The sequence below is a fragment of the Thauera carbonicopians genome (assembly GCF_025699485.1).
Lineage (GTDB): Bacteria > Pseudomonadota > Gammaproteobacteria > Burkholderiales > Rhodocyclaceae > Thauera.
On sequence record NZ_JANUXN010000007.1, the window covers coordinates 84,495 to 108,362 of the forward strand.

18 protein-coding genes and 2 tRNA genes are annotated in these 23,868 nt (G+C 65.2%); 17 read left to right on the forward strand and 3 right to left on the reverse strand.

Translation table 11 applies throughout. The features are described 5' to 3' along the window. Window positions 1-99: 99 nt before the first annotated feature. Both NX068_RS11275 and NX068_RS11280 read left to right on the forward strand, forming a co-directional pair. A tRNA-Glu gene (locus tag NX068_RS11275) sits at window positions 100-175 on the forward strand. A 67-nt stretch (window positions 176-242) separates the two neighbouring features. After that, window positions 243-319, forward strand: a tRNA-Asp gene (locus NX068_RS11280). 158 nt (window positions 320-477) lie between these two features. Here the strand turns inward: NX068_RS11280 and NX068_RS11285 are convergent. Continuing rightward, entirely contained in the window at window positions 478-4,173 is a 3,696-nt protein-coding gene (locus NX068_RS11285; protein WP_263461370.1) for a bifunctional diguanylate cyclase/phosphodiesterase, read from the reverse strand. 238 nt (window positions 4,174-4,411) lie between these two features. Between NX068_RS11285 and NX068_RS11290 the strand changes: the two genes are divergently transcribed. Beyond that, window positions 4,412-5,263, forward strand: coding sequence for a 3-hydroxybutyryl-CoA dehydrogenase (locus NX068_RS11290; protein WP_263461371.1), 852 nt, complete (start codon window positions 4,412-4,414; stop codon window positions 5,261-5,263). A 108-nt stretch (window positions 5,264-5,371) separates the two neighbouring features. Here the strand turns inward: NX068_RS11290 and rho are convergent, their stop codons facing one another. Beyond that, window positions 5,372-6,631 (reverse strand): transcription termination factor Rho, encoded by a 1,260-nt coding sequence (rho, locus tag NX068_RS11295; protein WP_263461441.1) that lies wholly within the window; start codon window positions 6,629-6,631, stop codon window positions 5,372-5,374. Window positions 6,632-6,806: 175 nt separating this feature from the next. Then, a complete protein-coding gene (gene trxA, locus NX068_RS11300; protein WP_068637016.1) occupies window positions 6,807-7,133 on the reverse strand; it encodes a thioredoxin TrxA in 327 nt (108 codons plus the stop codon). Between the two features lie 282 nt (window positions 7,134-7,415). Between trxA and fdxA the strand changes: the two genes are divergently transcribed. The 14 genes from fdxA to NX068_RS11370 all read left to right on the forward strand — a co-directional run bounded on the left by fdxA (window position 7,416) and on the right by NX068_RS11370 (window position 23,835). After that, the gene (fdxA, locus tag NX068_RS11305) at window positions 7,416-7,739 is read left to right on the forward strand and encodes a ferredoxin FdxA (RefSeq protein ID WP_263461372.1); all 324 of its coding nucleotides are present in this window, start codon (window positions 7,416-7,418) and stop codon (window positions 7,737-7,739) included. A 96-nt stretch (window positions 7,740-7,835) separates the two neighbouring features. Next, complete coding sequence (locus NX068_RS11310; RefSeq protein ID WP_263461373.1) at window positions 7,836-8,285, forward strand: CBS domain-containing protein; 450 nt, start codon at window positions 7,836-7,838, stop codon at window positions 8,283-8,285. Window positions 8,286-8,510: 225 nt separating this feature from the next. Beyond that, window positions 8,511-10,178 (forward strand): long-chain-fatty-acid--CoA ligase, encoded by a 1,668-nt coding sequence (locus tag NX068_RS11315; RefSeq protein WP_263461374.1) that lies wholly within the window; start codon window positions 8,511-8,513, stop codon window positions 10,176-10,178. Window positions 10,179-10,504: 326 nt separating this feature from the next. Continuing rightward, the gene (gene ilvB, locus NX068_RS11320; protein WP_263461375.1) at window positions 10,505-12,169 is read left to right on the forward strand and encodes an acetolactate synthase large subunit; all 1,665 of its coding nucleotides are present in this window, start codon (window positions 10,505-10,507) and stop codon (window positions 12,167-12,169) included. Further along, entirely contained in the window at window positions 12,169-12,489 is a 321-nt protein-coding gene (ilvN, locus tag NX068_RS11325; protein WP_263461376.1) for an acetolactate synthase small subunit, read from the forward strand. Before ilvB ends, ilvN begins: the two co-directional genes overlap by 1 nt. A 105-nt stretch (window positions 12,490-12,594) precedes the next feature. Further along, the gene (aroC, locus tag NX068_RS11330) at window positions 12,595-13,725 is read left to right on the forward strand and encodes a chorismate synthase (protein WP_263461377.1); all 1,131 of its coding nucleotides are present in this window, start codon (window positions 12,595-12,597) and stop codon (window positions 13,723-13,725) included. Window positions 13,726-13,976: 251 nt separating this feature from the next. Beyond that, window positions 13,977-15,134, forward strand: a complete 1,158-nt coding sequence (locus NX068_RS11335) for an MFS transporter (RefSeq protein ID WP_263461378.1) — start codon at window positions 13,977-13,979, stop codon at window positions 15,132-15,134. Between the two features lie 15 nt (window positions 15,135-15,149). After that, the gene (locus NX068_RS11340; RefSeq protein ID WP_263461379.1) at window positions 15,150-15,965 is read left to right on the forward strand and encodes a M48 family metallopeptidase; all 816 of its coding nucleotides are present in this window, start codon (window positions 15,150-15,152) and stop codon (window positions 15,963-15,965) included. Between the two features lie 80 nt (window positions 15,966-16,045). Next, window positions 16,046-17,455, forward strand: coding sequence for a 3-isopropylmalate dehydratase large subunit (leuC, locus tag NX068_RS11345; protein WP_263461380.1), 1,410 nt, complete (start codon window positions 16,046-16,048; stop codon window positions 17,453-17,455). 41 nt (window positions 17,456-17,496) lie between these two features. After that, window positions 17,497-17,610 carry an entericidin A/B family lipoprotein gene (locus NX068_RS11350; RefSeq protein WP_263461381.1) on the forward strand — a complete coding sequence of 38 codons (114 nt, stop codon included), beginning with the start codon at window positions 17,497-17,499 and terminating at the stop codon, window positions 17,608-17,610. Beyond that, window positions 17,610-18,248 (forward strand): 3-isopropylmalate dehydratase small subunit, encoded by a 639-nt coding sequence (gene leuD, locus NX068_RS11355; protein ID WP_263461382.1) that lies wholly within the window; start codon window positions 17,610-17,612, stop codon window positions 18,246-18,248. The genes NX068_RS11350 and leuD overlap by 1 nt, the downstream gene beginning before the upstream one ends. Window positions 18,249-18,284: 36 nt before the next feature. Continuing rightward, a complete protein-coding gene (gene leuB, locus NX068_RS11360; RefSeq protein ID WP_263461383.1) occupies window positions 18,285-19,349 on the forward strand; it encodes a 3-isopropylmalate dehydrogenase in 1,065 nt (354 codons plus the stop codon). Between the two features lie 54 nt (window positions 19,350-19,403). Beyond that, window positions 19,404-20,537: an aspartate-semialdehyde dehydrogenase gene (asd, locus tag NX068_RS11365; RefSeq protein WP_263461384.1), complete on the forward strand. Its 1,134-nt coding sequence runs from the start codon at window positions 19,404-19,406 to the stop codon at window positions 20,535-20,537. Window positions 20,538-20,757: 220 nt separating this feature from the next. Beyond that, complete coding sequence (locus NX068_RS11370; RefSeq protein WP_263461385.1) at window positions 20,758-23,835, forward strand: motility hub landmark protein FimV; 3,078 nt, start codon at window positions 20,758-20,760, stop codon at window positions 23,833-23,835. Window positions 23,836-23,868: the final 33 nt, after the last annotated feature.

A 23,868-nucleotide genomic window follows, 5' to 3' on the forward strand; every position in this document is an offset into this window, starting at 1 on the left:
TAGCTCAGCTGGGAGAGCGCTTGCATGGCATGCAAGAGGTCAGCGGTTCGATCCCGCTTACCTCCACCAAACGAAGTAGAGTAGTTTTGCAGCACCGTAGTCCCCATCGTCTAGAGGCCTAGGACACCGCCCTTTCACGGCGATAACCGGGGTTCGAATCCCCGTGGGGACGCCATACAAGGCGTTTCAGCCCGAGTGGCTGGAAGGCAGGGCCGGCAGGAATGCCGGTTTCAGGTCAGTGCGGAGTGGTAGTTCAGTCGGTTAGAATACCGGCCTGTCACGCCGGGGGTCGCGGGTTCGAGTCCCGTCCACTCCGCCATCTCATGTCGTCAAAAAAAGGCTGCACAGCGTGTGCAGCCTTTTTTTGTGCCCATTGCACGCCGTTCCGGCGCAACGACGCTGCAAAGAAGAAAGCACTGCTGCGCGATCGGCCGGACCCGGTGTCCTGGTGACGCCTTTGCCTCGCGTGCCTGGCCGTCATGCCCGGCAGACGGGAAGCTGCACCCCATTGCGCAGCATGGCTTCGAATTCGTCCGCTGGCACTGGCTTGCTGATGTAATAGCCCTGGATCTCGTCGCACCGGTGCTCGCGCAGCAGCCGGCAGTGTTCCGCAGTCTCGACGCCCTCCGCGATCACCTTGAACCTGAGATTATGGGCCAGCATTATCACGGCGCGCACGATGGCGTCGTCGGCGGGTTCGGTGAGCATGTTGCGTACGAAGGACTGATCGATCTTCAGCGTATCCACCGGGAAGTGCTTCAGGTAGCTGAGGCTGGAGTAACCGGTGCCGAAGTCGTCGATGGACAGCTTCACGCCGGCATCCTTCAATCGGCCGAAGGTTGTGGTCACCTTGTCGACGTCCTGGGCGATCAGGCTCTCGGTCAGTTCCAGTTCGAGCAAGCCCGGTGCGAGCCCGGTCTCGCCGAGAATACCGAGCGTCCATTCGGCCACGTCATGTTGCAGGATCTGGCGCGCGGAGATGTTCACCGCCACCGTGGTGGCCGGCAGGCCTGCGGCGGACCACGCCTTGGCCTGCAGGCAGGCCGTTCGCAGTACCCAGTCGCTGATCGGCATGATCAGGCCCGAATCCTCGGCGACCGGAATGAAGCGGCTGGGCGGCACCATGCCGAACTCGGGATGCTGCCAGCGCAGCAGTGCCTCGCAGCCGATGATCGTGCCGTTCGCCAGGCTCAGCTTTGGCTGATAGACCAGTTGCAACTGGCCGGCGGCCGCGGCGCCGCGCAGCGAAGTCTCGAGCTTGACGCGCTGCTGGGTTTCCTCCCTCATTTCGTGCGTGAATCCCTGGTACATGTTGCGCCCCAGATTTTTCGCGCGGTACATGGCGATGTCGGAACTGCTGATCAGCGCCTCGGCCGTTGTGCCGTCGTGCGGAAACATGCTCAGGCCGACGCTGCCGGAAAGGTGGATTTCACGGCCCTGCACGACGAGCGGCTGCCGCAGCTTCTCGGTGATGGCTCGTGCCACGGCGTCGGCGTCGGCAGGCGTATGCAGGTCGGTCAGCAGGATCAGGAATTCGTCGCCGCCGTGGCGGGCGACGGTATCGCCTTTGCGCACCAGCGTCGCGAGCTGTTGTCCGGCCGCCTTGAGTACGGCGTCGCCGAAAGGATGGCCGTAGGCGTCGTTGACGACCTTGAAACGGTCGAGATCCAGGAGCAGCAGCGCGAGCGGCCGGCCCGTGCGGCCGGCATGCGCGATGGCCTGCTCCAGGTGGTCCTGGAGCAGGTTGCGGTTCGGCAGGTCGGTGAGCTCGTCGTGCGTGGCCAGGTAGCGCAGGCGCTGCTCGGCCTTCTTGCGCTCGGTGATGTCCTGGATCGCGCCCACCATGCACACGCCACGGCCCGCGGCATTGCGCAGTACGTAGCCGCGGTCGAACACGTCCGCGTAGCTGCCGTCCTTGCGGCGGAAGCGGAATTCATCGGTCCATGTATCGCCGCTGCCGGTGATGACGGAGCGGATGCGGGCGCTCACTCGATCGTGGTCGTCGGGATGAATCCGGGACGTCCACGACATGATCGCGGGTTCGATCTCCTCCGCGTCGTAGCCGAACTGGCGCTGGAAGTTCTCGTTCCACCAGATCGTGTCGCTTTCGAGATCCCAGTTCCACACCACGTCTCCGGTGGCGCGTGCGACAGCATGGAATCGTGCGAGGCTGTCCCGCACCGCCCGCTCGGCCCGCTTGCGCTCCGAAATGTCGGTACCGACGCCGACGAAACCCCGGGCACCATCGTGCTCGAAGCGCAGGCCGGTGAACAGGCAGGGAACCCGTTGCCCGTTCGGCAGCCGGTAGCTTGCCTCGAAATGGGCTTCTCCCTTGTCGAAGATCTCGGCGATCCTGTCCTTGACCAGCGCTCTTTCGTCTTCGGGAAAGAAATCCAGGGGATCGATACCCGCCAGGTCGTCGGCCGTGGCGCCGGTGATCAGTTCGAGGTTGCGATTCCAGCGCTGCAGCCGTGCGTTCTCGTCGCAGTGATAGAAGACGCCGGGCAGGCTGTTGAGCACGGCATCGGCATAATCGCGCTCCTGCTGCAGCCGCCGCTCGGCCATCTTGCGTGCCGAGACGTCGTTGATGATCAGCGTACGTATCGCCTGACCATCCTGATTCAGGGCGATGATGCGCAACTCTGCATCGAATGCACCGCGGGCGCCGAGAAAGCGGAACAGGCCGGTGCCCGTGGTGGCCAGGATCGCCGCCCAGTCGGCGGGGCCGTCGGGAGAAGACAGCACTTCCAGGATGGCGCGTCCGAGCACCTGCCTCCGTTCCAGGCCAAAAAGGTTCTCGGCTGCAGTGTTCCATTCGATGATGGCGAGGCCGTCGTCGAGACTGAAGATCGTCGTGTTCGTGGAGTCGAATATCGCGCCTTTCAATGCCAGCGAGGCCATCTGCTGCTCCTGGGCCTGCAGCAGCTTGGCGGTGTTCGCTGCGAGCTTGCCTTCCCGGTCCCGGATGGCCGCGGCCATGCGGTTGAGCGCTTCTTCCAGCAGTTGCGTTTCCCGGAAGCCCCCGGAGGCCGGGGTGATGCTCGGAGTGTTCTCCACATCGCTGCGGCCGATGGCGGTCACGCTGCGTTCCAGTGCGGTCAGTGGCTGTCCGAAGCGGCGTGCCAGGCGCACCGAGATCAGCACGAGGCCCAGCACCATCGCGAGCCCCATGCCGCTCACCTGATACAACTGGCGGCGCAGCGGGGCTTCGATCAGCGATGCTTCGCGCGATGCAATCACCATCCAGGACGAGCCGCCCTTGAGCTCGAAGCGGTGTGCGGCGGCCCAGCGGCGCTCCTCGCCCGCCTGGATTTTCCCCGTGAAGGAATGGGCGGCGGATGCAATCAGCGGCGCCAGTTCTTCCGGCACTGGCAAGGGTACGCGGCCCACCTGTGGGCCGCCCACCAGACGCGGCGCATCCCCCAACTCGACGATCTGGAGGCGGGCGTCGTATTCCTCGGCGATACCGGCCAGGAAGCGATTCAGCGCGGGGATATCGAAATCCGCATCCAGCACGCCGAGCAGCCTGCCGTCGTTGTCCCTGAGTGCTTTGACATAGCTGAAACCCCAGAGGGGGGCGGTGTCTGCTTCTTCGAAATGGATGATCCATCTGTACGACGCAATCCATCCGCCATCGGCCGGAGCCGTCAGGCCCGCGAGATAGAACGGGCGGGTTCGTGCATCGTAATCGTTGCTGGGACGTTCCTCGTGCAGGGAGAAGCCGCTCTCGGTCAGCCTGAAGTTGCGCGTGAACCTGTCGTCGGGGCGCGTGCCCGGAAAGAGCCAGAGCAGGATTTCGTCGGTACTGGTGCGCTCCAGGGTGCCGTATTCGCCGGCCGCGGGCAGGACGATGCCGAGATAGCTCAATTCGGGCCGCTGTTCGAATGCGGACAAGGAGCTTTCCAGGGCCGGGCGCAAGCCGGCACCGGTCGTTCCGGACACGTACAAGGCGCGCGCAGCCGAATCCACCGTCATTTCCGCCGCGGCGGCAAGAAGCCGCAGGCGCTCGATCGCCCGGTCGAGCGATTCATCGATCTTCTGCTGCGCCGCTTCTTCGGTGCTGGCGGCGCCTTGCCAGACCAGGATGGCAAGCAGGGCGAAGCCGAGCGCCAAGACCAGGCCGACGATGTCGAGCAGCAGCGCTCTTGCGAAGGATCGGTTCTGTCTGGCCATCACGAGGCTGGGCGTGCATATGCCTTATGGAATGAGGATCTGCGGTATCGGTGAGATCCAGGCTGCATGTGCAGTGTAACGGACGCGGCGGCAATACGGTGTGCATGAGCGCATTGCGACAGGGCAGGCTGGTGCCGGTGCGATTTATCCGCTAGAGTCGTTATCCATACGCCGCGGTATGGATTCGTTCCCCGGCGGCGGCTGCATGAATCGAAGTCCTGACTGGAGAATGAAAACGATGAGTATCGGCAAGATCGGTGTGGTGGGCGCCGGAACGATGGGCAACGGCATTGCTCAGGCCTGCGCGGTCTCGGGCCTGGACGTGGTGATGATGGATATCGGCGAAGCGCAGGTGCGGCGCGGTCTGGCGACGGTCGTTTCGAGCCTCGACCGTCTGATCAAGAAGGACAAGCTGAGCGCCGGGCAGAAGGATGCGGCGATGGCGCGCATCGCCACGGCGACCTCGGTGGATGCGCTCGGAGACTGCGATCTGGTCATCGAGGCGGCGACCGAGAACCTGCAACTGAAACTCGACCTCTTCGCCAGGCTCGATGCCGCCATGCGGCCCGATGCCATCCTGGCGAGCAATACCTCGTCGATCTCGATCACCAAGCTGGCGGCGGCGACTCGGCGGCCGAGCCAGGTGATCGGCATGCATTTCTTCAATCCGGTGCCGATGATGGCGCTGGTCGAACTGATCAGCGGCCTGCAGACCAGTTCTGAAACCTATGACAAGGTCGAGGCCTTCGCCGGAGTCCTGGGCAAGACGCCGGTCAAGGTGCGCAACAGCCCGGGCTTCGTCGTCAATCGCATGCTGTGCCCGATGATCAACGAAGCAATCTTCGCGCTCGGCGAAGGCCTGGCGACGGCAGCCGAGATCGACGAGGCGATGAAGCTGGGCTGCAACCATCCGATCGGCCCGCTGGCGCTGTGCGACCTGATCGGCCTCGACGTGGAGCTGGCGGTGATGCAGGTGCTGTTCGAAGGTTTCAAGGACCCGAAGTATCGCCCGGCGCCGCTGCTGGTGGAAATGGTGGAGGCCGGCTACCTGGGCCGCAAGAGCGGCAAGGGCTTCTTCGACTATTCCTGATCGGGCCGGTGTGGCGCCGGCGTCACAAGGGCGCCACGATCGCCGTGCAGAAAAGCGAACGCCACCCGAGGGGTGGCGTTCGTGCCTGGTGGGGCGGGAGAGTGCCGATCAGCCGCGGCCGGAGCGCATGGCGTCGAAGAACTCGGCGTTGCCCTTGGTGGCCTTGATCTTGTCGAGCAGGAATTCCATCGCATCGATGTCGTCCATGCCGTACAGCAGCTTGCGCAGGATCCAGACCTTCTGCAGCACGTCCGGCTTGAGCAGCAGCTCTTCGCGGCGGGTGCCCGAGCGGTTGACGTTGATCGCCGGATAGACGCGCTTTTCCGCCATGCGCCGGTCGAGGTGGAGCTCCATGTTGCCGGTGCCCTTGAACTCCTCGTAGATCACGTCGTCCATGCGGCTGCCGGTGTCGATCAGCGCGCTGGCGATGATGGTCAGCGAGCCGCCTTCCTCGATGTTGCGCGCGGCGCCGAAGAAGCGCTTGGGCTTCTGCAGCGCGTTGGCATCGACGCCGCCGGTCAGCACCTTGCCCGATGCCGGCACCACGGTGTTGTAGGCGCGTGCGAGGCGGGTCAGCGAGTCGAGCAGGATCACCACGTCGTACTTGTGCTCGGTCAGGCGCTTGGCCTTCTCGATCACCATCTCGGCGACCTGGACGTGGCGGGTGGCGGGTTCGTCGAAAGTCGAAGCCACGACTTCGCCCTTCACCGAACGCTGCATCTCCGTCACTTCTTCCGGGCGCTCGTCGATCAGCAGCACGATCAGCTTGACGTCGGGATGGTTGGACGTGATCGCATGGGCGATGTGTTGCAGCATCACCGTCTTGCCGCTCTTGGGCGGGGCGACGAGCAGGCCGCGCTGGCCCTTGCCGATCGGTGCGATCATGTCGATCACGCGGCTGGTGATGTTCTCCTCGCCGCGGATGTCGCGTTCGAGCTTCAGGCATTCCTGCGGGTGCAGGGGCGTGAGGTTCTCGAACAGGATCTTGCTCTTGCACTCTTCCGGCGGGCGGCCGTTGATGCGGTCGAGCTTGGTCAGCGCGAAGTAGCGCTCGCCGTCCTTCGGCGTGCGGATCTCGCCTTCGATCGTGTCGCCGGTGCGCAGGTTGAAGCGCCGGATCTGCGATGGCGAGACGTAGATGTCGTCGGTGCCGGCGAGATACGAGGTGTCGGGGGAGCGCAGGAAGCCGAAGCCGTCAGGCAGCACTTCGAGTGCGCCATCGCCACAGATCGGTTCGCCCTTGCGTGCACGGTTCTTCAGCAGCGCGAAGACGAGTTCCTGCTTGCGCAGCCTGTTCGCGCCTTCGACGCCGCTCTCCATGGCCATCTGCAGCAGTTCGCTGACGTGCAGGGCCTTGAGTTCGGACAGGTGAAGCGCGGGGACGCTGGCGTCGCGCGGCGTGGAGTTTTCCTCGCCGGCGTTCTCGACGTCGAACAGGTCGTCTTCGATCTGCGGATTCTGGGGGGAATTACCGTCGCGGTTGCGCGCGCCGCGGCGACGAGCGCGCGAAGCCCCGCGAGAACGGGCCGGAGACTGGTCCGGCTTAGATGTTGCTGTCAATGAAGGCGGTCAGTTGAGATTTGGAAAGGGCGCCCACTTTGGTCGCCTCGATGTTGCCGTTCTTGAACAGCATCAGCGTCGGAATGCCGCGGATGCCGTACTTGGCGGGGGTGTCCTGGTTTTCGTCGATGTTGAGCTTGGCGACCTTGAGCTTGCCGGCATAGTCCTTGGCGACGTCATCGAGGATCGGCGCGATCATCTTGCACGGACCGCACCATTCGGCCCAGTAATCGACCAGAACGGGGGTCTGGGACTGAAGCACTTCGGAGTCGAAGTTGCCGTCGGTCACATAGTGGATATGCTCGCTCATGATTCCTCACATCAGGGTGGCGGGTATGGACGAGGCAGAGGCGCCTCGTGGGGGTGCTGCGGGTATGGAGGGGTCAGGGCAGGCAGAGTCGCCCGGCCTGGAGAGAAGCAGAGAGCCTTCTCTCGAAGAATTTCGGCGAAACTTATGCTATGACGCGGCGCGCGTCAAGAGAATCGATGTGCCGAAAACGATGTTTCGCGCGCGAAGCGTGGTGAAAACGCAAACGGCTGCACTATATTGTCGTCTGCAGGGGCCCGAGCCCCGATCTGGTTGGAGAGAACGATGGCTTACGTAGTGACCGAATCCTGTATCCGTTGCAAATACACCGACTGCGTCGATGTCTGCCCGGTGGACTGCTTCCGTGAAGGCCCCAACTTCCTCGTCATCGATCCCGAGGAGTGCATCGACTGCACACTGTGCGTGGCCGAATGCCCGGTGGAGGCGATCTACGCCGAGGACGACGTGCCGGCGGACCAGCAGCAGTTCATCGCGCTGAATGCCGAGCTTTCGAAGCAGTGGAAGCCGATCGTCGAGCGCAAGGATTCCTTGCCGGATGCCGAGGAGTGGGCGCAGGTCAAGGGCAAGCTGGGCGAACTGAAGCGCTGATTCGCCGCAGTGGCAGGCGGCCGGGTGCCTTCCCGGTCATCGGCCGATGCTCTAAGATGGCGCATCGATGACGCGAATGATCCTCAGGGAGACGAGATGCTGGTTAGCGAAATTCTCGCGATCAAGGGCAAGGTGCTGTTCACCATTGCGCCGAACAAGAGTGTCGCTGAAGCGGTGGACATCATGGACGAGCAGGACGTCGGCTCGCTCGTGGTCTTCTCGCGTGGCCAGATGGTCGGCATGCTGACCTTCCGCGAAGTCCTGCAGGGGGTCCGGCGCGGCGCGGCGGACTGGCAGTCGCTCGCCGTCGAGGACGTCATGATCGCCGATCCGCAGACCGCGTCGCCGAACATGGAGATGGACGAACTGCGGCGCATGATGGTCGAGCATCACCAGCGTTATCTGCCGGTGATGGATGGGCATACCTTGCTCGGCGTCGTCAGCTTCCACGACGTCGCCAAGGCGGTGCTCGAGGAACAGAGCTTCGAGAACCGGATGTTGAAGAACTACATCCGCAATTGGCCTTCACAGGAAGAGGAGGGCTGAAACAGGCGAGGGGCTGAAAGGCCCAGAGCGGCGGCGGCCTCGTGTCGCCGCCCCTCCTGTGCGTGCCGTGCGAGGCACGCAGCATCCACGCTCCGCGACACATAACAGGAGCGGGATGGCAGTTGGAATGGAAGGCGGGGCCACGGGCTCCCGCCCGATGCCTTGGGAGGGCGGCAGGTCGAACCTGGTTCGACCCGCTTTTTTCCAACAAAAGGAGGAGATACCGTGGACAAGATCTGGCTGAAAAGCTACCCCGTCGGCGTGCCTGCCGAAATCGACATCAACGAGTTCCGCTCGCTGGTCGATCTCTTCGAGCAGGGTGTGCGCCGCTTCGCGTCGCGCACGGCCTACATCTGCATGGGCAAGGGCATCACCTACGCCGAGCTCGATCACCTGTCGGCACAGTTTGCCGGCTACCTGCAGGGGGAACTGAAGCTGCCTGCCGGTGCCCGCGTGGCACTGATGATGCCCAATCTGCTGCAGTATCCCGTCGCCCTGTTCGGCACCCTGCGCGCGGGTTATACCGTCGTCAACGTCAATCCGCTGTACACCGCGCGGGAACTCGAACACCAGTTGCAGGACGCGGGCGCGGACGCCATCGTCATCGTCGAGAATTTCGCCCATACGCTCGAGCAGGTGCGCGCGAAGGTAGCGGTGAAGCACGTGGTGGTCACCAGCCTCGGGGAGATGCTGGGCTTCCCGAAGTCGATGCTGGTCGATTTCGTCGTCCGCCGGGTGAAGAAGATGGTTCCGCCCTGGCGCCTCGACGGCGCGGTGCGCTTCAGCGATGCCCTGGCGAAAGGCGGGCGCCATCGCCTGCAGACAGTGGAACTGGGACATGAAGACATCGCCTTCCTCCAGTACACCGGGGGGACGACCGGCAAGGCCAAGGGCGCGATCCTGACCCACGGCAACATCGTCGCCAACCTTCAGCAGGCCCACGCCTGGATCGGCCCCTTCGTGAAGGAGGGCGAGGAAGTGATCATCACTGCGCTGCCGCTGTATCACATCTTCTCGCTGACGGCGAATTGCCTGACCTTCTTCAAGATCGGCGCAGTCAACGTGCTGATCACCAATCCGCGCGACATCCCCGGTTTCGTCAAGGAACTGGGCAAGCACAGGTTCACCGTCATCACCGGGGTCAATACCTTGTTCAACGCCTTGTTGAACAACCCCGATTTCGCCAGGCTCGACTTCTCGAACCTGCGTGTTTCCCTCGGGGGCGGCATGGCCGTGCAGCAGGTCGTTGCCGAAAAGTGGCGCAAGGTGACCGGGATTCCGCTGGTCGAGGCCTATGGCCTGACCGAAACCTCGCCTGCGGTCACGATCAATCCGCTCGATCTGCCCGAGTTCAACCATGCCATCGGCCTGCCCGTGCCTTCGACCGAAATCAGCATCCGCGACGATGCCGACATCGAGCAGCCGGTCGGTCAGCGCGGCGAGCTGTGCGTGCGCGGGCCGCAGGTGATGCGAGGCTACTGGCAGCTTCCCGAGGAGACCGCGCGCGCTTTCACGCCGGATGGCTTCCTGCGCACCGGCGACATCGCGGTGATCGACGACAAGGGCTTTATCTCGATCGTCGATCGCAAGAAGGACATGATCCTGGTATCGGGTTTCAACGTCTATCCGAACGAAGTCGAGGACGTCGTCGCCAGCCATCCGGGAGTGATGGAAGTGGCTGCGGTCGGGGTTCCTGACGAACGCAGCGGCGAGACGGTCAAGGTCTTCGTCGTGCGCAAGGATCCGAACCTGACCGAAAAGGAACTGATCGCCTACTGCCAGCAGAACCTGACCGGCTACAAGGTGCCTCACCGGATCGAGTTCCGCGACGAACTGCCCAAGAGCAACGTCGGCAAGATCCTGCGCCGGGAGCTGCGCGACGGGAACGCGTGACGTGCAAGCCCTGCGGTTCGGTACGGCCAGTTCGGCAGATCGAGACCGATGGCGTTTTTTTGCTCATAAAGCGCTTGTATTGGTGGCGCATTCGTGGTTTCATTCGAAGCGCAATTCATTTCGAGCCATCATGCGTTCCGTTTCCCGTTTCTTCTCCGTCGTGGTCGTAGCCGTACGCGTAGTAAGCGTAGGCATGCGCGCGTCGTAACGGGACAGAACACTCGAACTGCAGGATTCCAAACCCCCGTCGGCGCGCAAGCCCGGCGGGGGTTTTTGCATTCTGGAACCTCGCCGGTGATGTCGCTGAAACCAAGAAGGAGAACATCATGACTCAACTCACCGGCGCGCAACTGATCGTGCGCCTGCTCGAACGCCAGGGCGTGCAGACCATCGCCGGCCTGCCCGGCGGCGCCATCCTGCCGGTCTATGACGCCTTGTCGGCCAGCAGCATCCACCATGTTTTGGCACGCCACGAACAGGGTGCGGGCTTCATGGCCCAGGGCATGTCGCGCGTGTCCGGCGTGCCGCAGGTGTGCATCGCCTCCAGCGGCCCCGGCGCGACCAACCTCGTCACCGCGATTGCCGATGCCTGCCTGGACTCGATCCCGATGGTGGTCATCACCGGCCAGGTGCCGCAATCGATGATCGGCACGGATGCCTTCCAGGAAGTCGACATCTACGGCATCACGGTGCCGATCACCAAACACAACTTCCTCGTCCGCTCCGCCGAGGAACTGCTCGAAGTCGTGCCCGACGCCTTCCGCATCGCCATGTCCGGCCGGCCCGGCCCGGTGCTGATCGACGTGCCGAAGGACGTGCAGAACCAGCTCGTCGAAGTGCAGGAGCTGCCGCCGCCGGCCGTCGCCGACCTGCCGCCGCAACTCGACATGACGGCGGTCGAGGACGCCGCGCGGATGATCAACGAGGCCGTGCGTCCGGTGCTTTATCTGGGTGGCGGCGTGATCCATTCCGGCGCGTCGCCGCTGGCCGTGCAACTGGCGGAGCAGGGCGGGCTGCCGACGACGATGACGCTGATGGCGCTCGGCGCGATGCCGGTCGATCACCCGCTGTCGGTCGGCATGCTCGGCATGCACGGCGCCCGCTACACCAACTTCGTGCTCGAGGAGGCGGACCTGCTGATCTGTGTCGGCGCCCGCTTCGACGACCGCGCGATCGGCCGCGCGGCGCAGTTCTGCCCGAACGCGAAGATCGTGCATATCGACGTCGACCGTTCGGAGCTGCACAAGATCAAGAACGCCCACGTCGCCATCCATGCCGACGTCACCGAAGCGCTCGAAGCCCTGCTGCCGCGCGTCAAGGCAGCGCTGCGCACGGACTGGCTGGCCCAGGTCGCGGACTTGAAGCAGCGCTTTCCGATGCAGTTCCCCGACATCGACGATCCGCGCAGCCACTACGGCCTGATCAGGGCGGTGGCCGATGCCCTCGACGACGAGGCGGTGATCGCCACCGATGTCGGCCAGCACCAGATGTGGGTCGCCCAGGCCTACCCCTTCCGCCGTCCGCGCCAGTGGCTGACCTCGGGTGGGCTGGGGACGATGGGCTTCGGCCTGCCGACGGCGATGGGCGCGGCGCTGGCCGAACCCGAGCGCACGGTGGTGTGCTTCACCGGTGACGGCAGCTTCAAGATGAACATCCAGGAACTCGCCACGCTGGCCGAGGAGGGGCTCAACCTGAAGATCGTGCTGATGAACAACAACGCGCTCGGCCTGGTGTACCAGCAGCAGGCGCTGTTCTACGGCAAGCGCCAGTTCGCCTCCCGTTACCGGGTCGAGCCGGATTTCGTCAAGATCGCCGAAGGCTTCGGCGTGCCGGCCCTCGATCTCGACCAGGCGGACGATCCGCGCGCGGCGCTGGCCAAGGCGCTCAGCGAACCCGGGCCGTGCCTGATCCACGCGACGATCGATCGCGAACAATTCGTCTATCCCATGGTGCCGCCGGGTGCCGCCAACACCGAAATGATCGGAGGCTGATGATGATCGAACAGGTTGCCGACCCGCTGCCGCAAGCCAATACTTTTGCCAAGGTCGTCCTCGAGCTGGATGTGAACAACCATCCAGGCGTGATGAGCCACATCTGCAATCTCTTCGCGCGCCGCGCCTTCAATGTCGAAGGCATCCTGTGCATGCCGGTGTCCGACGGCAAGCGCTCGCGCATCTGGCTGCTGGTGTTCGACGATCACCGGCTGGAGCAGATGGTGCGCCAGGTCGAGAAGCTGGAGGACGTGCTCAACGTTCGCCGCCATGGCGCCGAGCACGAGGTGTTCGAGCGGCTGGAAGGCTTCTTCCACTGATTTCCGCGTGCCCGCAGGGGCACGGCGGCCGGCGGGGATGGGGTGCGTGCTAGACTCGCGTCCCATCCCCTTTTCGTTTTTTTGTGCTGATCAGGCAGGAAGTTCATGTCCGGAAACACGCTCGGTACCCTCTTCACCGTCACCTCCTTCGGCGAATCCCACGGCCCGGCGATCGGCTGTGTCGTCGATGGCTGCCCGCCGGGACTGGCACTGAGCGCGGCCGACATCCAGGCCGAACTCGATCGCCGCAAGCCCGGAACCTCGCGGCACGTGACCCAGCGTCGTGAGCCGGACGAAGTCGAGATCCTGTCGGGCGTGTTCGAAGGCCTTACCACCGGTACGCCGATCGGCCTGCTGATCCGCAACCAGGACCAGCGCTCGCGCGACTACGGCAACATCGCCGACACCTTCCGTCCCGGCCATGCCGACTATCCCTACTGGCAGAAATACGGCATCCGCGACTACCGCGGCGGCGGCCGCTCGTCGGCGCGTGAAACCGCGGTGCGCGTCGCTGCCGGCGCGATCGCGAAGAAATGGCTGAAGGAACGCCACGGCATCGTCATCCGTGCCTGCATGACCGCGCTCGGCCCGATCGACATTCCGTTCGTGAGCTGGGACGAAGTCGAGCGCAACCCCTTCTTCGTGCCCAATGCCGGCATCGTGCCGCAGCTCGAAGCCTACATGGACGAGTTGCGCAAGTCGGGCGACTCGATCGGCGCGCGCATCGACGTGGTTGCCAGCGGTGTGCCGGTGGGTTGGGGCGAACCGGTCTATGACCGGCTGGATGCCGACATTGCCTACGCGATGATGAGCATCAACGCGGTCAAGGGCGTCGAGATCGGCGCCGGTTTCGCTTCCGTCGCCCAGCGCGGCACCGAGCACGGCGACGAGATGACGCCGCAGGGCTTCCTGTCGAACAACGCCGGCGGCGTGCTGGGCGGCATTTCCAGCGGGCAGGACATCATCGCCAGCATCGCGATCAAGCCGACTTCCAGCATCCGTCTCGACCGCTGCTCGATCGACCGCCGCGGCGAGCCGGTGACCGTCAATACCCATGGCCGGCACGACCCCTGCGTCGGCATCCGCGCGACGCCGATCGCCGAGGCCATGCTGGCGCTGGTGCTGATCGACCACGCACTGCGCCATCGCGCCCAGTGCGCGGACGTGACGACGGCGACGCCGAAGATCGCCGCGCTGGCGCCCGGAGGGCAGCAGCGCCTGCCGTCGCCGCGCTGAGATCGGGCTGGCCGGAGCGAAAAAACCTGCTTGCAGGGGCCGCCGGGTAGCTGTCGTCTCGGTTGTCGGTGTTCTTCGAATGATCGCGTGAACGGTCGACTGGTGGCCCGGGCCATAGCCGGGGACGCCGGGCCGCGAACACGGCCATGTTGCCTCCCCCGAACGCTGTCTTCTCGGCCCGGCACCCCCGGGCTGAAGCCGCTCAAGTAAAGTATTTGCGGCGGTTCAGGATGCGCAAGACGGTATCTTCCATGTTTCCCTACTGGCGCCTGTCGGCCTATTACTTCTTCTATTTCGGTTTTGTCGGCGCCTTCTCGCCGTATTTCGCGCTCTACCTGCAGTCGATCTCCCTGAGTGCGGCGCAGATCGGCTTGCTGATGTCGATGATGCAGTTGATGCGCATCGTCGCGCCCTACATGTGGAGCTGGCTTGCCGAGCACTTCGGCAAGCGGGTGGCGATCCTGCGGCTGTCCGCGCTGATGACCCTGGCCGGTTTCACAGGTTTCTTCATGACCACCGAGTTCGGCGGCCTGTTCGCGGCGATGGCGCTGATGGCCTTCTTCTGGAGTGCGGCGCTGCCGCTGATCGAAGGGCTGACCTTCTCTCATCTGGGGGAGGAAGGGCACCGCTACGGCAGCGTGCGGGTATGGGGTTCGGTCAGTTTCATCGTCGCAGTGCTGGTGCTCGGCCAGGCGCTGGACCACGTCGCCATCGACTCGGTGCTGTGGGTCACCGCCGCCATCCTCGCCGGCGTGCTGCTGTGTTCCTTCTTCGTCCCAGACGCGGCGCCGGCGCAGGCGGGGCGTGCGGCGGCGAACCTGAGCGAGGTGCTGCGGCGGCGCGAGGTGAGGGCGCTGCTGGGCGCCTGCTTCCTGATGTCGGCCGCCCATGGCGCGTTCTACGTCTTCTATTCGATCTACCTGGTCGCTGCGGGCTACGACAAGGCGCTGGTCGGCTGGATGTGGACACTCGGCGTGGTGGCTGAGATCATCGTCTTCATGCTGATGCCGCGCATCACGCGGCGCTTCGGCCTGCGCAGCATCCTGGTGTTCTCCTTCGCCTGCGCGGTGCTCCGCTTCGCGCTGATCGGCTGGGGCGCAGCCAGCCTGCCGGTGCTGCTGTTCGCCCAGGTGCTGCACGGCGTGACTTTCGGCGCTTATCATGCGGCCGCGATCGCAATGGTGAACCGATGGTTCACCGGCCGACTCCAATCGCGTGGACAGGCGCTGTACGGCAGCATTTCCTTCGGCGCCGGCGGCATGCTGGGCGCCTTGCTCAGTGGTTACACTTGGGACGCTCCGGGGCCGGAATGGACTTTCACCTTCGGCTCCGTGTTCGCGCTGCTGGGACTCGTCTGGCTGGTGCGCGGCTGGCCCGCATCCGCGCAGGACGAGGTGCGGAATCCTTGAATCGGGGGGAAAGACATGAAGCTCATTTACGGAAGCCTGCTGCCGGCCGTGCTGGCAGCGACGATCACGGTCGCCTGCCAGACGGTGCAGACCACGCAGGGCGGCGCGGTCGGGGTGCAGCGTTCACAGATGATGATGGTGTCGGCGCAGGAGGTCGAGCAGGCCTCGAGCAAGCAGTACCAGGAGATGATGAACGAGGCGCGCAGCAAGAACGCGCTGAACCGCGATGCCGCTACGGTGCAGCGCGTGCGGCGCATCGTCGGCCGGCTGACGCCGCATACCGGCGTGTTCCGCAAGGATGCGCCGGCCTGGCACTGGGAGGTCAATGTCCTGTCCTCCGACGAGCTCAACGCCTGGTGCATGGCGGGCGGCAAGATGGCGATCTACACTGGATTGATCGATCGGCTGAAGCTCAGTGACGACGAGATCGCTGCGGTGATGGGCCACGAGATTGCCCATGCCCTGCGTGAACATGCCCGCGAGCGCATCTCGAAATCGATGGCGACCGGCATCGGTCTGTCGGTGGCGGGCGCGGTGCTCGGCGTGGGGCAGGTGGGCCAGGACCTGATGGGCAAGGTGGCGCAGGTCACCTTCGAGCTGCCGAATTCGCGCGAGCACGAAACCGAGGCCGATCGCATGGGCGTGGAGCTGGCTGCGCGTGCAGGCTACGATCCGCGCGCCGCGGTCACGCTGTGGGACAAGATGGCTTCGCAGTCGGCCGGTTCGCCGCCGCAGTGGCTGTCCACCCACCCGTCGCACAGCACGCGCCAGCGCGACCTGAGCGAATACGCGGCGCGGGTCATGCCCTTGTACCAGGCGGCGCGGCGCTGAGGGTTCGTGGGCGAGGGCGGCTATGGCCTGCGCCGGCCGCTTTGTGAAATAATCAATCTCTTTTGTACGGAATACACGGGATGGCAGCGCAAACCCTGTACGAAAAGCTCTGGTCCAGCCACGTCGTCCATGAAGAGGCCGACGGCACGGCCCTGATCTACATCGATCGCCACCTGGTGCACGAAGTCACCAGTCCGCAGGCTTTCGAAGGACTGAAGCTGGCCGGGCGCAAGCCGTGGCGGATCAGCTCGATCGTCGCCACCGCCGACCACAACACGCCGACCGATCACTGGGAGCAGGGCATCCTCGACCCGGTGTCGCGCCAGCAGGTCGAGACCCTGGATGCCAACATCCGCGAAGTGGGCTCGCTGGCCTACTTCCCGTTCAAGGACGAGCGCCAGGGCATCGTGCACGTCATCGGCCCGGAGAACGGCGCCACGCTGCCGGGCATGACCGTCGTCTGCGGCGACTCCCACACCTCGACGCACGGCGCCTTCGCCTGTCTGGCGCACGGCATCGGCACCTCCGAAGTCGAGCACGTGATGGCGACGCAGTGCCTGCTGCAGAAGAAGTCCAAGACCATGCTGATCAGGGTCGATGGGCAACTCGGCCAGGGCGTCACCGCCAAGGACGTCGTGCTCGCGATCATCGGCAAAATCGGCACGGCCGGCGGTACCGGCTACGCGATGGAGTTCGGCGGCAGCGCGATCCGTTCGCTGTCGATGGAAGGCCGCATGACGATCTGCAACATGGCGATCGAAGCGGGCGCGCGAGCCGGCATGGTCGGCGTCGATGAAACCACCATCGAATACCTCGAGGATCGCCCGTTCTCGCCCAAGGGCGAGGCCTGGGAGCAGGCGGCAGCCTACTGGCGCACGCTGAAGAGCGACGAAGGCGCGCAGTTCGACAAGGTCGTCGAACTGAAGGCCGAGGACATCCTGCCGCAGGTCACCTGGGGCACCTCGCCGGAAATGGTCACCACGGTCGATGGCCGCGTGCCCGATCCGGCCGCGGTGGCCGATCCGGTACGCCGCGAGGGCATCGAGCGGGCGCTGAAGTACATGGGGCTGGAGCCGAACACGCCGATCACCGAGATCGCCGTCGACCAGGTCTTCATCGGCTCATGCACCAATTCGCGCATCGAGGATCTGCGCGAAGCGGCTGCGGTGGCCAAGGGCCGGCGCAAGGCGGACAGCGTCAAGCGCGTGCTGGTGGTGCCGGGCTCCGGGCTGGTCAAGCGCCAGGCCGAAGAGGAAGGCCTGCACGAGATCTTCGTCGCCGCCGGCTTCGAATGGCGCGAGCCGGGCTGTTCGATGTGTCTGGCGATGAACGCCGACCGGCTGGAGCCGGGCGAACGCTGCGCCTCGACTTCGAACCGCAACTTCGAAGGCAGGCAGGGCGCCGGCGGCCGCACGCATCTCGTCAGTCCGGCGATGGCCGCGGCCGCCGCGGTGACCGGCCACTTCACCGACGTGCGCCAGCTCGGCTGAGCCGCGCGTTCGCCAGGAGTGTCGCGATGAGAGGAGCAGCAATGGTCCTCGCCGCCGTGCTCGCCGGGCTGTCGCTCGGCGCCTGCAACACCGTGCATGGCATTGGCAAGGATATCGAAAAGGGTGGCGAAGCCATTCAGAGGGCAGTGAAATAATGAATCCGTTTACCAAGCTCGACGGCCTGGTCGCACCGCTCGACCGCGCCAACGTCGACACCGACGCCATCATCCCCAAGCAGTTCCTGAAATCGATCAAGCGCAGCGGCTTCGGCCCCAATGCCTTCGACGAATGGCGCTATCTCGACGTCGGCCAGCCGGGCCAGGACAACAGCAAGCGTCCGCTGAACCCGGACTTCGTGCTCAACCAGCCGCGCTACCAGGGCGCACAGGTTTTGCTGACGCGTGACAACTTCGGCTGTGGCAGCTCGCGCGAGCATGCGCCCTGGGCACTAGAAGACTACGGCTTCCGTGTGCTGATCGGGCCGAGCTTTGCCGACATCTTCTTCAACAACAGCTTCAAGAACGGCCTGCTGCCGATCAAGCTGGATGCGGCTGAAGTCGACGAACTCTTCCGCCAGTGCGAGGCGAACGAAGGCTACCGCCTGGTCGTCGACCTGGCGGCGCAGACCATTACCCGCCCGGACGGCAGGACGATCGGCTTCGACATCGATCCCTTCCGCAAGGAATGCCTGCTCAACGGCTGGGACGACATCGGCCTGACCCTGCGCCATGCCGACAAGATCAAGGCGTACGAAGAGCGCCGGCGCGCCGAGCACCCCTATTACTTTGCCTGAGCCGCTGCGGCGCGGGCCAACAGGAGAAAAGACGGAATGAAGATTTGCGTGCTGCCGGGCGACGGCATCGGTCCGGAAATCATGGCGGAGGCCGTGCGTGTGCTGAACGCGCTCGATCTCGGGCTGGAAATGGAAGAAGCATTGCTCGGCGGCTGCGCCGTGGATGCGACCGGCACGCCCTATCCGGAAGCCACGCAGAGGCTCGCGCGCGAAGCCGATGCGGTGCTGCTCGGTGCCGTCGGCGGCCCGCAGTGGGACAACCTGCCGCGCGAGCAGCGCCCGGAACGCGGCCTGCTCGGCATCCGCAAGGATCTGAACCTGTTTGCCAACCTGCGCCCGGCGATCCTGTATCCCGAACTGGCCAACGCCTCCTCGCTGAAGCCGGAAGTGGTTGCCGGCCTCGACATCCTGATCGTGCGCGAACTGACCGGCGACATCTACTTCGGCCAGCCGCGCGGCATCGAGACTCGCGAAGTGGACGGCACGCAGCAGCGCGTGGGCTGGAACACGATGATCTACGCCGAATACGAAATCCGCCGCATCCTCAAGGTGGCCTTCGAGGCGGCGCAGAAGCGCGGCAAGAAGCTGTGCTCGGTCGACAAGATGAACGTGCTCGAATGCACCCAGCTGTGGCGCGACATCGCCGAGGAAGTGGCCAAGGACTACCCGGACGTCGAACTGAGCCACATGCTGGTCGACAACGCCGCGATGCAGCTGGTGCGTGCGCCCAAGCAGTTCGACGTCATGGTCACCGGCAACATGTTCGGCGACATCCTGTCGGACGAAGCCTCGATGCTGACCGGCTCCATCGGCATGCTGCCGTCGGCATCGCTCGACGCCAACAACAAGGGCCTGTACGAGCCTTCGCACGGCTCGGCACCGGACATCGCCGGCAAGGGCGTCGCCAACCCGCTCGCCACCATCCTGTCGGCGGCGATGATGCTGCGCTACACCTTCAATCAGGAAGAGGCCGCGCAGCGCATCGAGAACGCGGTCAAGAAGGTGCTCGCGCAAGGCTTGCGTACCGGCGACATCTACGAGCCGGGCACGCGCAAGGTCGGCACCCGCGAGATGGGCGACGCGGTGCTCGCAGCCCTGTAAGCTGTCGGGTCCGAACGGATTCTTCGAAAAACGTTTTTGCTGAGAGTGATGAACATGAATCGAGTCGGTCTGGTTGGCTGGCGTGGCATGGTCGGTTCCGTGCTGATGCAGCGCATGGTCGAAGAAGGCGACTTCGCCTTCATCGAGCCGGTGTATTTCTCCACTTCCAACGCCGGCGGCAAGGCGCCGTCCTTCGGCGGCAAGGAAGCCTCCGCGCCCTTGCAGGACGCGACGGACATCGACGCGCTGAAGAGCTGCGACATCGTCGTGACCTGCCAGGGCGGCGACTACACCAAGGAAGTCTTCCCCAAGCTGCGCGCCACCGGCTGGAACGGCCACTGGATCGACGCCGCGTCCGCGCTGCGCATGAACGACGACGCCGTGATCATCCTCGACCCGGTCAACCGCGACGTCATCGATGCCGCGCTGGGCAAGGGCGGCCGCAACTGGATCGGCGGCAACTGCACCGTGTCGCTGATGCTGATGGGCCTCGGCGGCCTGTTCCGGCACGGCCTGGTCGAGTGGATCTCGGCGATGACCTACCAGGCGGCCTCGGGCGCCGGCGCGCAGAACATGCGCGAACTGATCAGCCAGATGGGCACGATCCACGACTCGGTCAAGGACCTGCTCGCCGATCCGGCCTCGGCCATCCTCGAGATCGACCGCAAGGTCGCCGAGACCATGCGTTCGGACGGCTTCCCGAAGAAGAACTTCCGCAACACGCCGCTGGCCGGCAGCCTGATCCCGTGGATCGACGTGCCGGTCGAGCACGGCCAGAGCAAGGAAGAGTGGAAGGGCGGTGCCGAATGCAACAAGATCCTCGGCAATCCGGCGTTCCGCACCCCGGGCTCGATCCCGATCGACGGCCTGTGCGTGCGCATCGGCGCGATGCGCTGCCATTCGCAGGCGCTGACCATCAAGCTGAAGAAGGACGTGCCGCTCGACGAGATCAGCGACATCATCGCCGGCGCCAACCAGTGGGTGAAGGTCGTGCCCAACGAGCGTGAGATCACCGAGCGCGAACTGACGCCGACCGCCGTCACCGGCACGCTGTCGGTGCCGGTCGGCCGTCTGCACAAGATGGCGATGGGGTCGGACTATCTCGGTGCCTTCACGGTCGGCGATCAGTTGCTGTGGGGCGCGGCCGAGCCGCTGCGCCGCATGCTGCGCATCCTGGTCGAGCGCTGATCGAGCGTCAAGAATCGGCATTCCGTGCCGTAATCAGAGGGGGCTGCGGCCCCCTTTGCTTTTTCCGGGGGCTGCGTTCGCGGTACTAATTCACACCGAGCATCCGTGAATTGATATGGATTGCTGCGGCTCATTGGGGAAGATGCTAGATTTCTAGCCCAAACCACGACGCTTTTCGACAGGAAAGCTCGGCTTTCGGGGGAAACGCAGTTTGAAGACCATGATGAAAACCTCGCTCAAGGCATCCCTGATTGCGCTGGCCATCGCTTCGATTCCGCTCGGCTCACAGGCCGCGGGCCTCGGGCAGATCAACGTCTTCAGCGGCCTGGGCCAGCCACTGCGTGCGGAGATCCAGGTCAATGCCACCGCGCAGGAACTACAGTCGCTGACGGCCAGAATCGCATCGCCCGAAGCTTTCCAGCGGGCGAGCATCGCGTATTCGGCTGCTGCCGCGGCGATTCGGGTCAGCGTCGATGCGCGCTCATCCCGTCCCGTCGTCCGCCTGTCCAGCGACCGGCCGATCAACGATCCCTTCGTCGACCTGCTGGTCGAGCTCGATTGGGCCAACGGCCGTGTCGCGCGGGAATACACTTTCCTGCTCGATCCGGTCGATCTCACTGCGCCCCAGCCGCTGGCGGCGGCCGTCGATAGGCCGGCCGCGCCCGCCGCAAGCAGCCAGGCGCCGGCACGGTCGGCGCCGCCACCTGCTGCGCGGGTTCCCGCCGACGCCTATACGGTCCGCCGCGGCGATACCCTGAACCGGATCGCAACCGCCAATGCACAGCCGGGCGTGACGCTCGACCAGATGCTGGTCGCCTTGTACCGCGCCAACCGCAATGCCTTCGATGGCGGCAACATCAACCGCCTGCGTGCCGGTGAAGTGCTTGCCATTCCCGCTGCCGATGCAGCCCGCAGCATCGCGCCTGCCGAGGCCCGACGCGAGATCCGGGTCCATTCCGCCGATTTCGATGCCTACCGCCGCGGCCTGGCAGCCGCTGCGGCCCGCCGCGCACCGGCACAGCAGGCCGAGGCTGGGCAGGAAAGCGCGGGCAGGATCGTGCCGCGTGTCGAGGAGCCGCAGGCGCCCGCAGACAGCGGCGACCAGTTGAGGGTTTCCCGTAGCCAGCCGGCGGAAGGCTCCGCCGATGCAAACAGCCGCCTGCAGGCGCTCGAGGAAGAACTGGCCGCACGCGAGCGGGCGCTGGAGGAGGCCAATGCCAGGCTGGCGCAGCTCGAAGCGAGCATCAACGACATGAAGAAGCTGCTCGAGCTGCGCAGCGCGCCGCTCGCCCAATTGCAGCAGGAAGCGGAAGGCGTGCCGCCGGCAGCCGAACCGCCGTTGTCGCCGGTTGCCGGTGAAGCCGCGGCCGAGCCGCTGTTGTCGGCAGCCGCGGTGGACACGCCAGCCGTGACCGAGGCGCCAGCGGCTGCATCGGATGCGCTTGCCCCCGCAGACGAGGCAGGCCGGACCGAGCCTGCCCAGCGTGCGGAGGCGCCGACCGAAGCCGCCGGTGCGGAAGCCGCCGCGCCGGAACCCACCGAAGTGGCCGAGGCGGCTGCGGTGAAGGACGCGCCGCCTGCGGTTGCCGAGGAAGCCGCCGCGCCGCCGCCGAAGCGGCCAGTGCGCAGGGCTCCGCCGCCACCGCCTCCACCCGAGCCGAGTTTCATGGAGTCGATGATGGAAGATCCTTCCGTCATTGCGGGCGGCGGCGGCATCCTGGCCTTGCTGCTCGGCTATGCCGGTCTCAAGCTGCGGAATCGGCGCAAGGCGGCCACCGCCGCTCCTGCACCGGAAGCCCTGAGCGAGCTGGCGCCGGGCGGACAGAGCGTGTTCGCCGCGACGGGCGGGCAGAGTGTCGATACCGCTGCCAGCAGCATCATGCAGACCGATTTCAGCCAGACCGGGCTGTCGGCGATCGACGCCGACGAAGGGGTCGATCCGGTTGCGGAAGCCGATGTCTACATGGCGTATGGCCGCGACGCGCAGGCGGAGGAGATTCTGCAGGATGCGCTGAAGGCTGATCCGGCGCGTACCGCGATCCACCTCAAACTGCTGGAAATCTATGCCCAGCGCAAGGATCCGCGCCAGTTCGAGACCGTCGCCTCCGAACTGTTCGCACAGTCCGGCGGTCAGGGCAACGACTGGGAGAAGGCAGCGGCGATGGGCCGCAAGCTGGATGCAGACAACCCCCTTTATGCCGAAAAGCCGAGCGAGAACGAAGTCCCGACCGAGATGCCGCTGGGCGTCGCGGCAGGCGCGGCGGCAACTGCTGCGGTAGCGAGCGCAGCCGCGCCGGCTGCAGCCGAGGCGCCGGCGGACAATTCCAGCGTCGAAGTCGCGCCCGCAGCGGCGCCGGCGCGGGCTTCCGTACCGGCGTCCGAGCCGGCCTCGCTGGCCGATCTCGATTTCACCAGCTCCCTGCCCATGGGGCCGAGCCAGTCGCAGATGCGCGACACCTGGATGGTGCCGGGCGAACTGAGCCAGCTCGGCGGTGACAAGGAAAGTGACGGAGAAGGGGCCGATGCCGTGCAGCCTCCGGCTGCAATCGATGCCGCTGCGGAAGCGGCTGCTCCGGAAGCCGGAATCGACGGAACGCTCGACGCCGGGGTGATCGATTTCGAACTCGACCTGGGCGACGAGACGCCGGCAGCGGCGGTCGCAACGCAGGCGGCCGAGGATGCGGGCCTTGCTTTCGATCTCGAGATCGACGAGCCGGACAGCGCCGATGGGGTGGCAGAGTCCGAAGCGAGTGCAGCCGAAGAGAGCCCGCAAGCGGCGGCAACTGCGGATGTGGGCCTGGCGTCCGCGCTCGATTTCGAACTGCCCGACCTCGATCTGACGCCCGCCGAGCCTCAGCCCGGGGCCAACAACGATGTACCGACGCCGGTCGTCGACATCGAACAGACCAGCTTCGACAGCAGCTTGCTGGATTTCGATTTCGACATCGATACACCGGTCCCGCCTCCGGCAGCCGGCGCCGCGAGCCTCGACCTGACCTCGATCGATCTCGATCTGGACAACTTCGACACCTCACCGGCCGAGGATGGGACGACCGTTCCGATCTCGATCGAAGCGACCCAGCTCGGCCAGTCACAGGTGGATTTCGCTGCGGCCGACATGCTCGACGCCGATCTCGCTGCATCCGGCGACGAAGTGGAAACCAAGCTCGAACTGGCGCGCGCCTATGACGACATGGGTGACAAGGAAGGTGCGCTCGAACTGCTGGACGAAGTGCTGCGCGAAGGCTCCGAAGCGCAGCAGGCGGCAGCGCGCGAGATGATTGCACGCCTTTCCTGAGTCTGGACCCGCACATGCCGCCGCAGAGCCGAG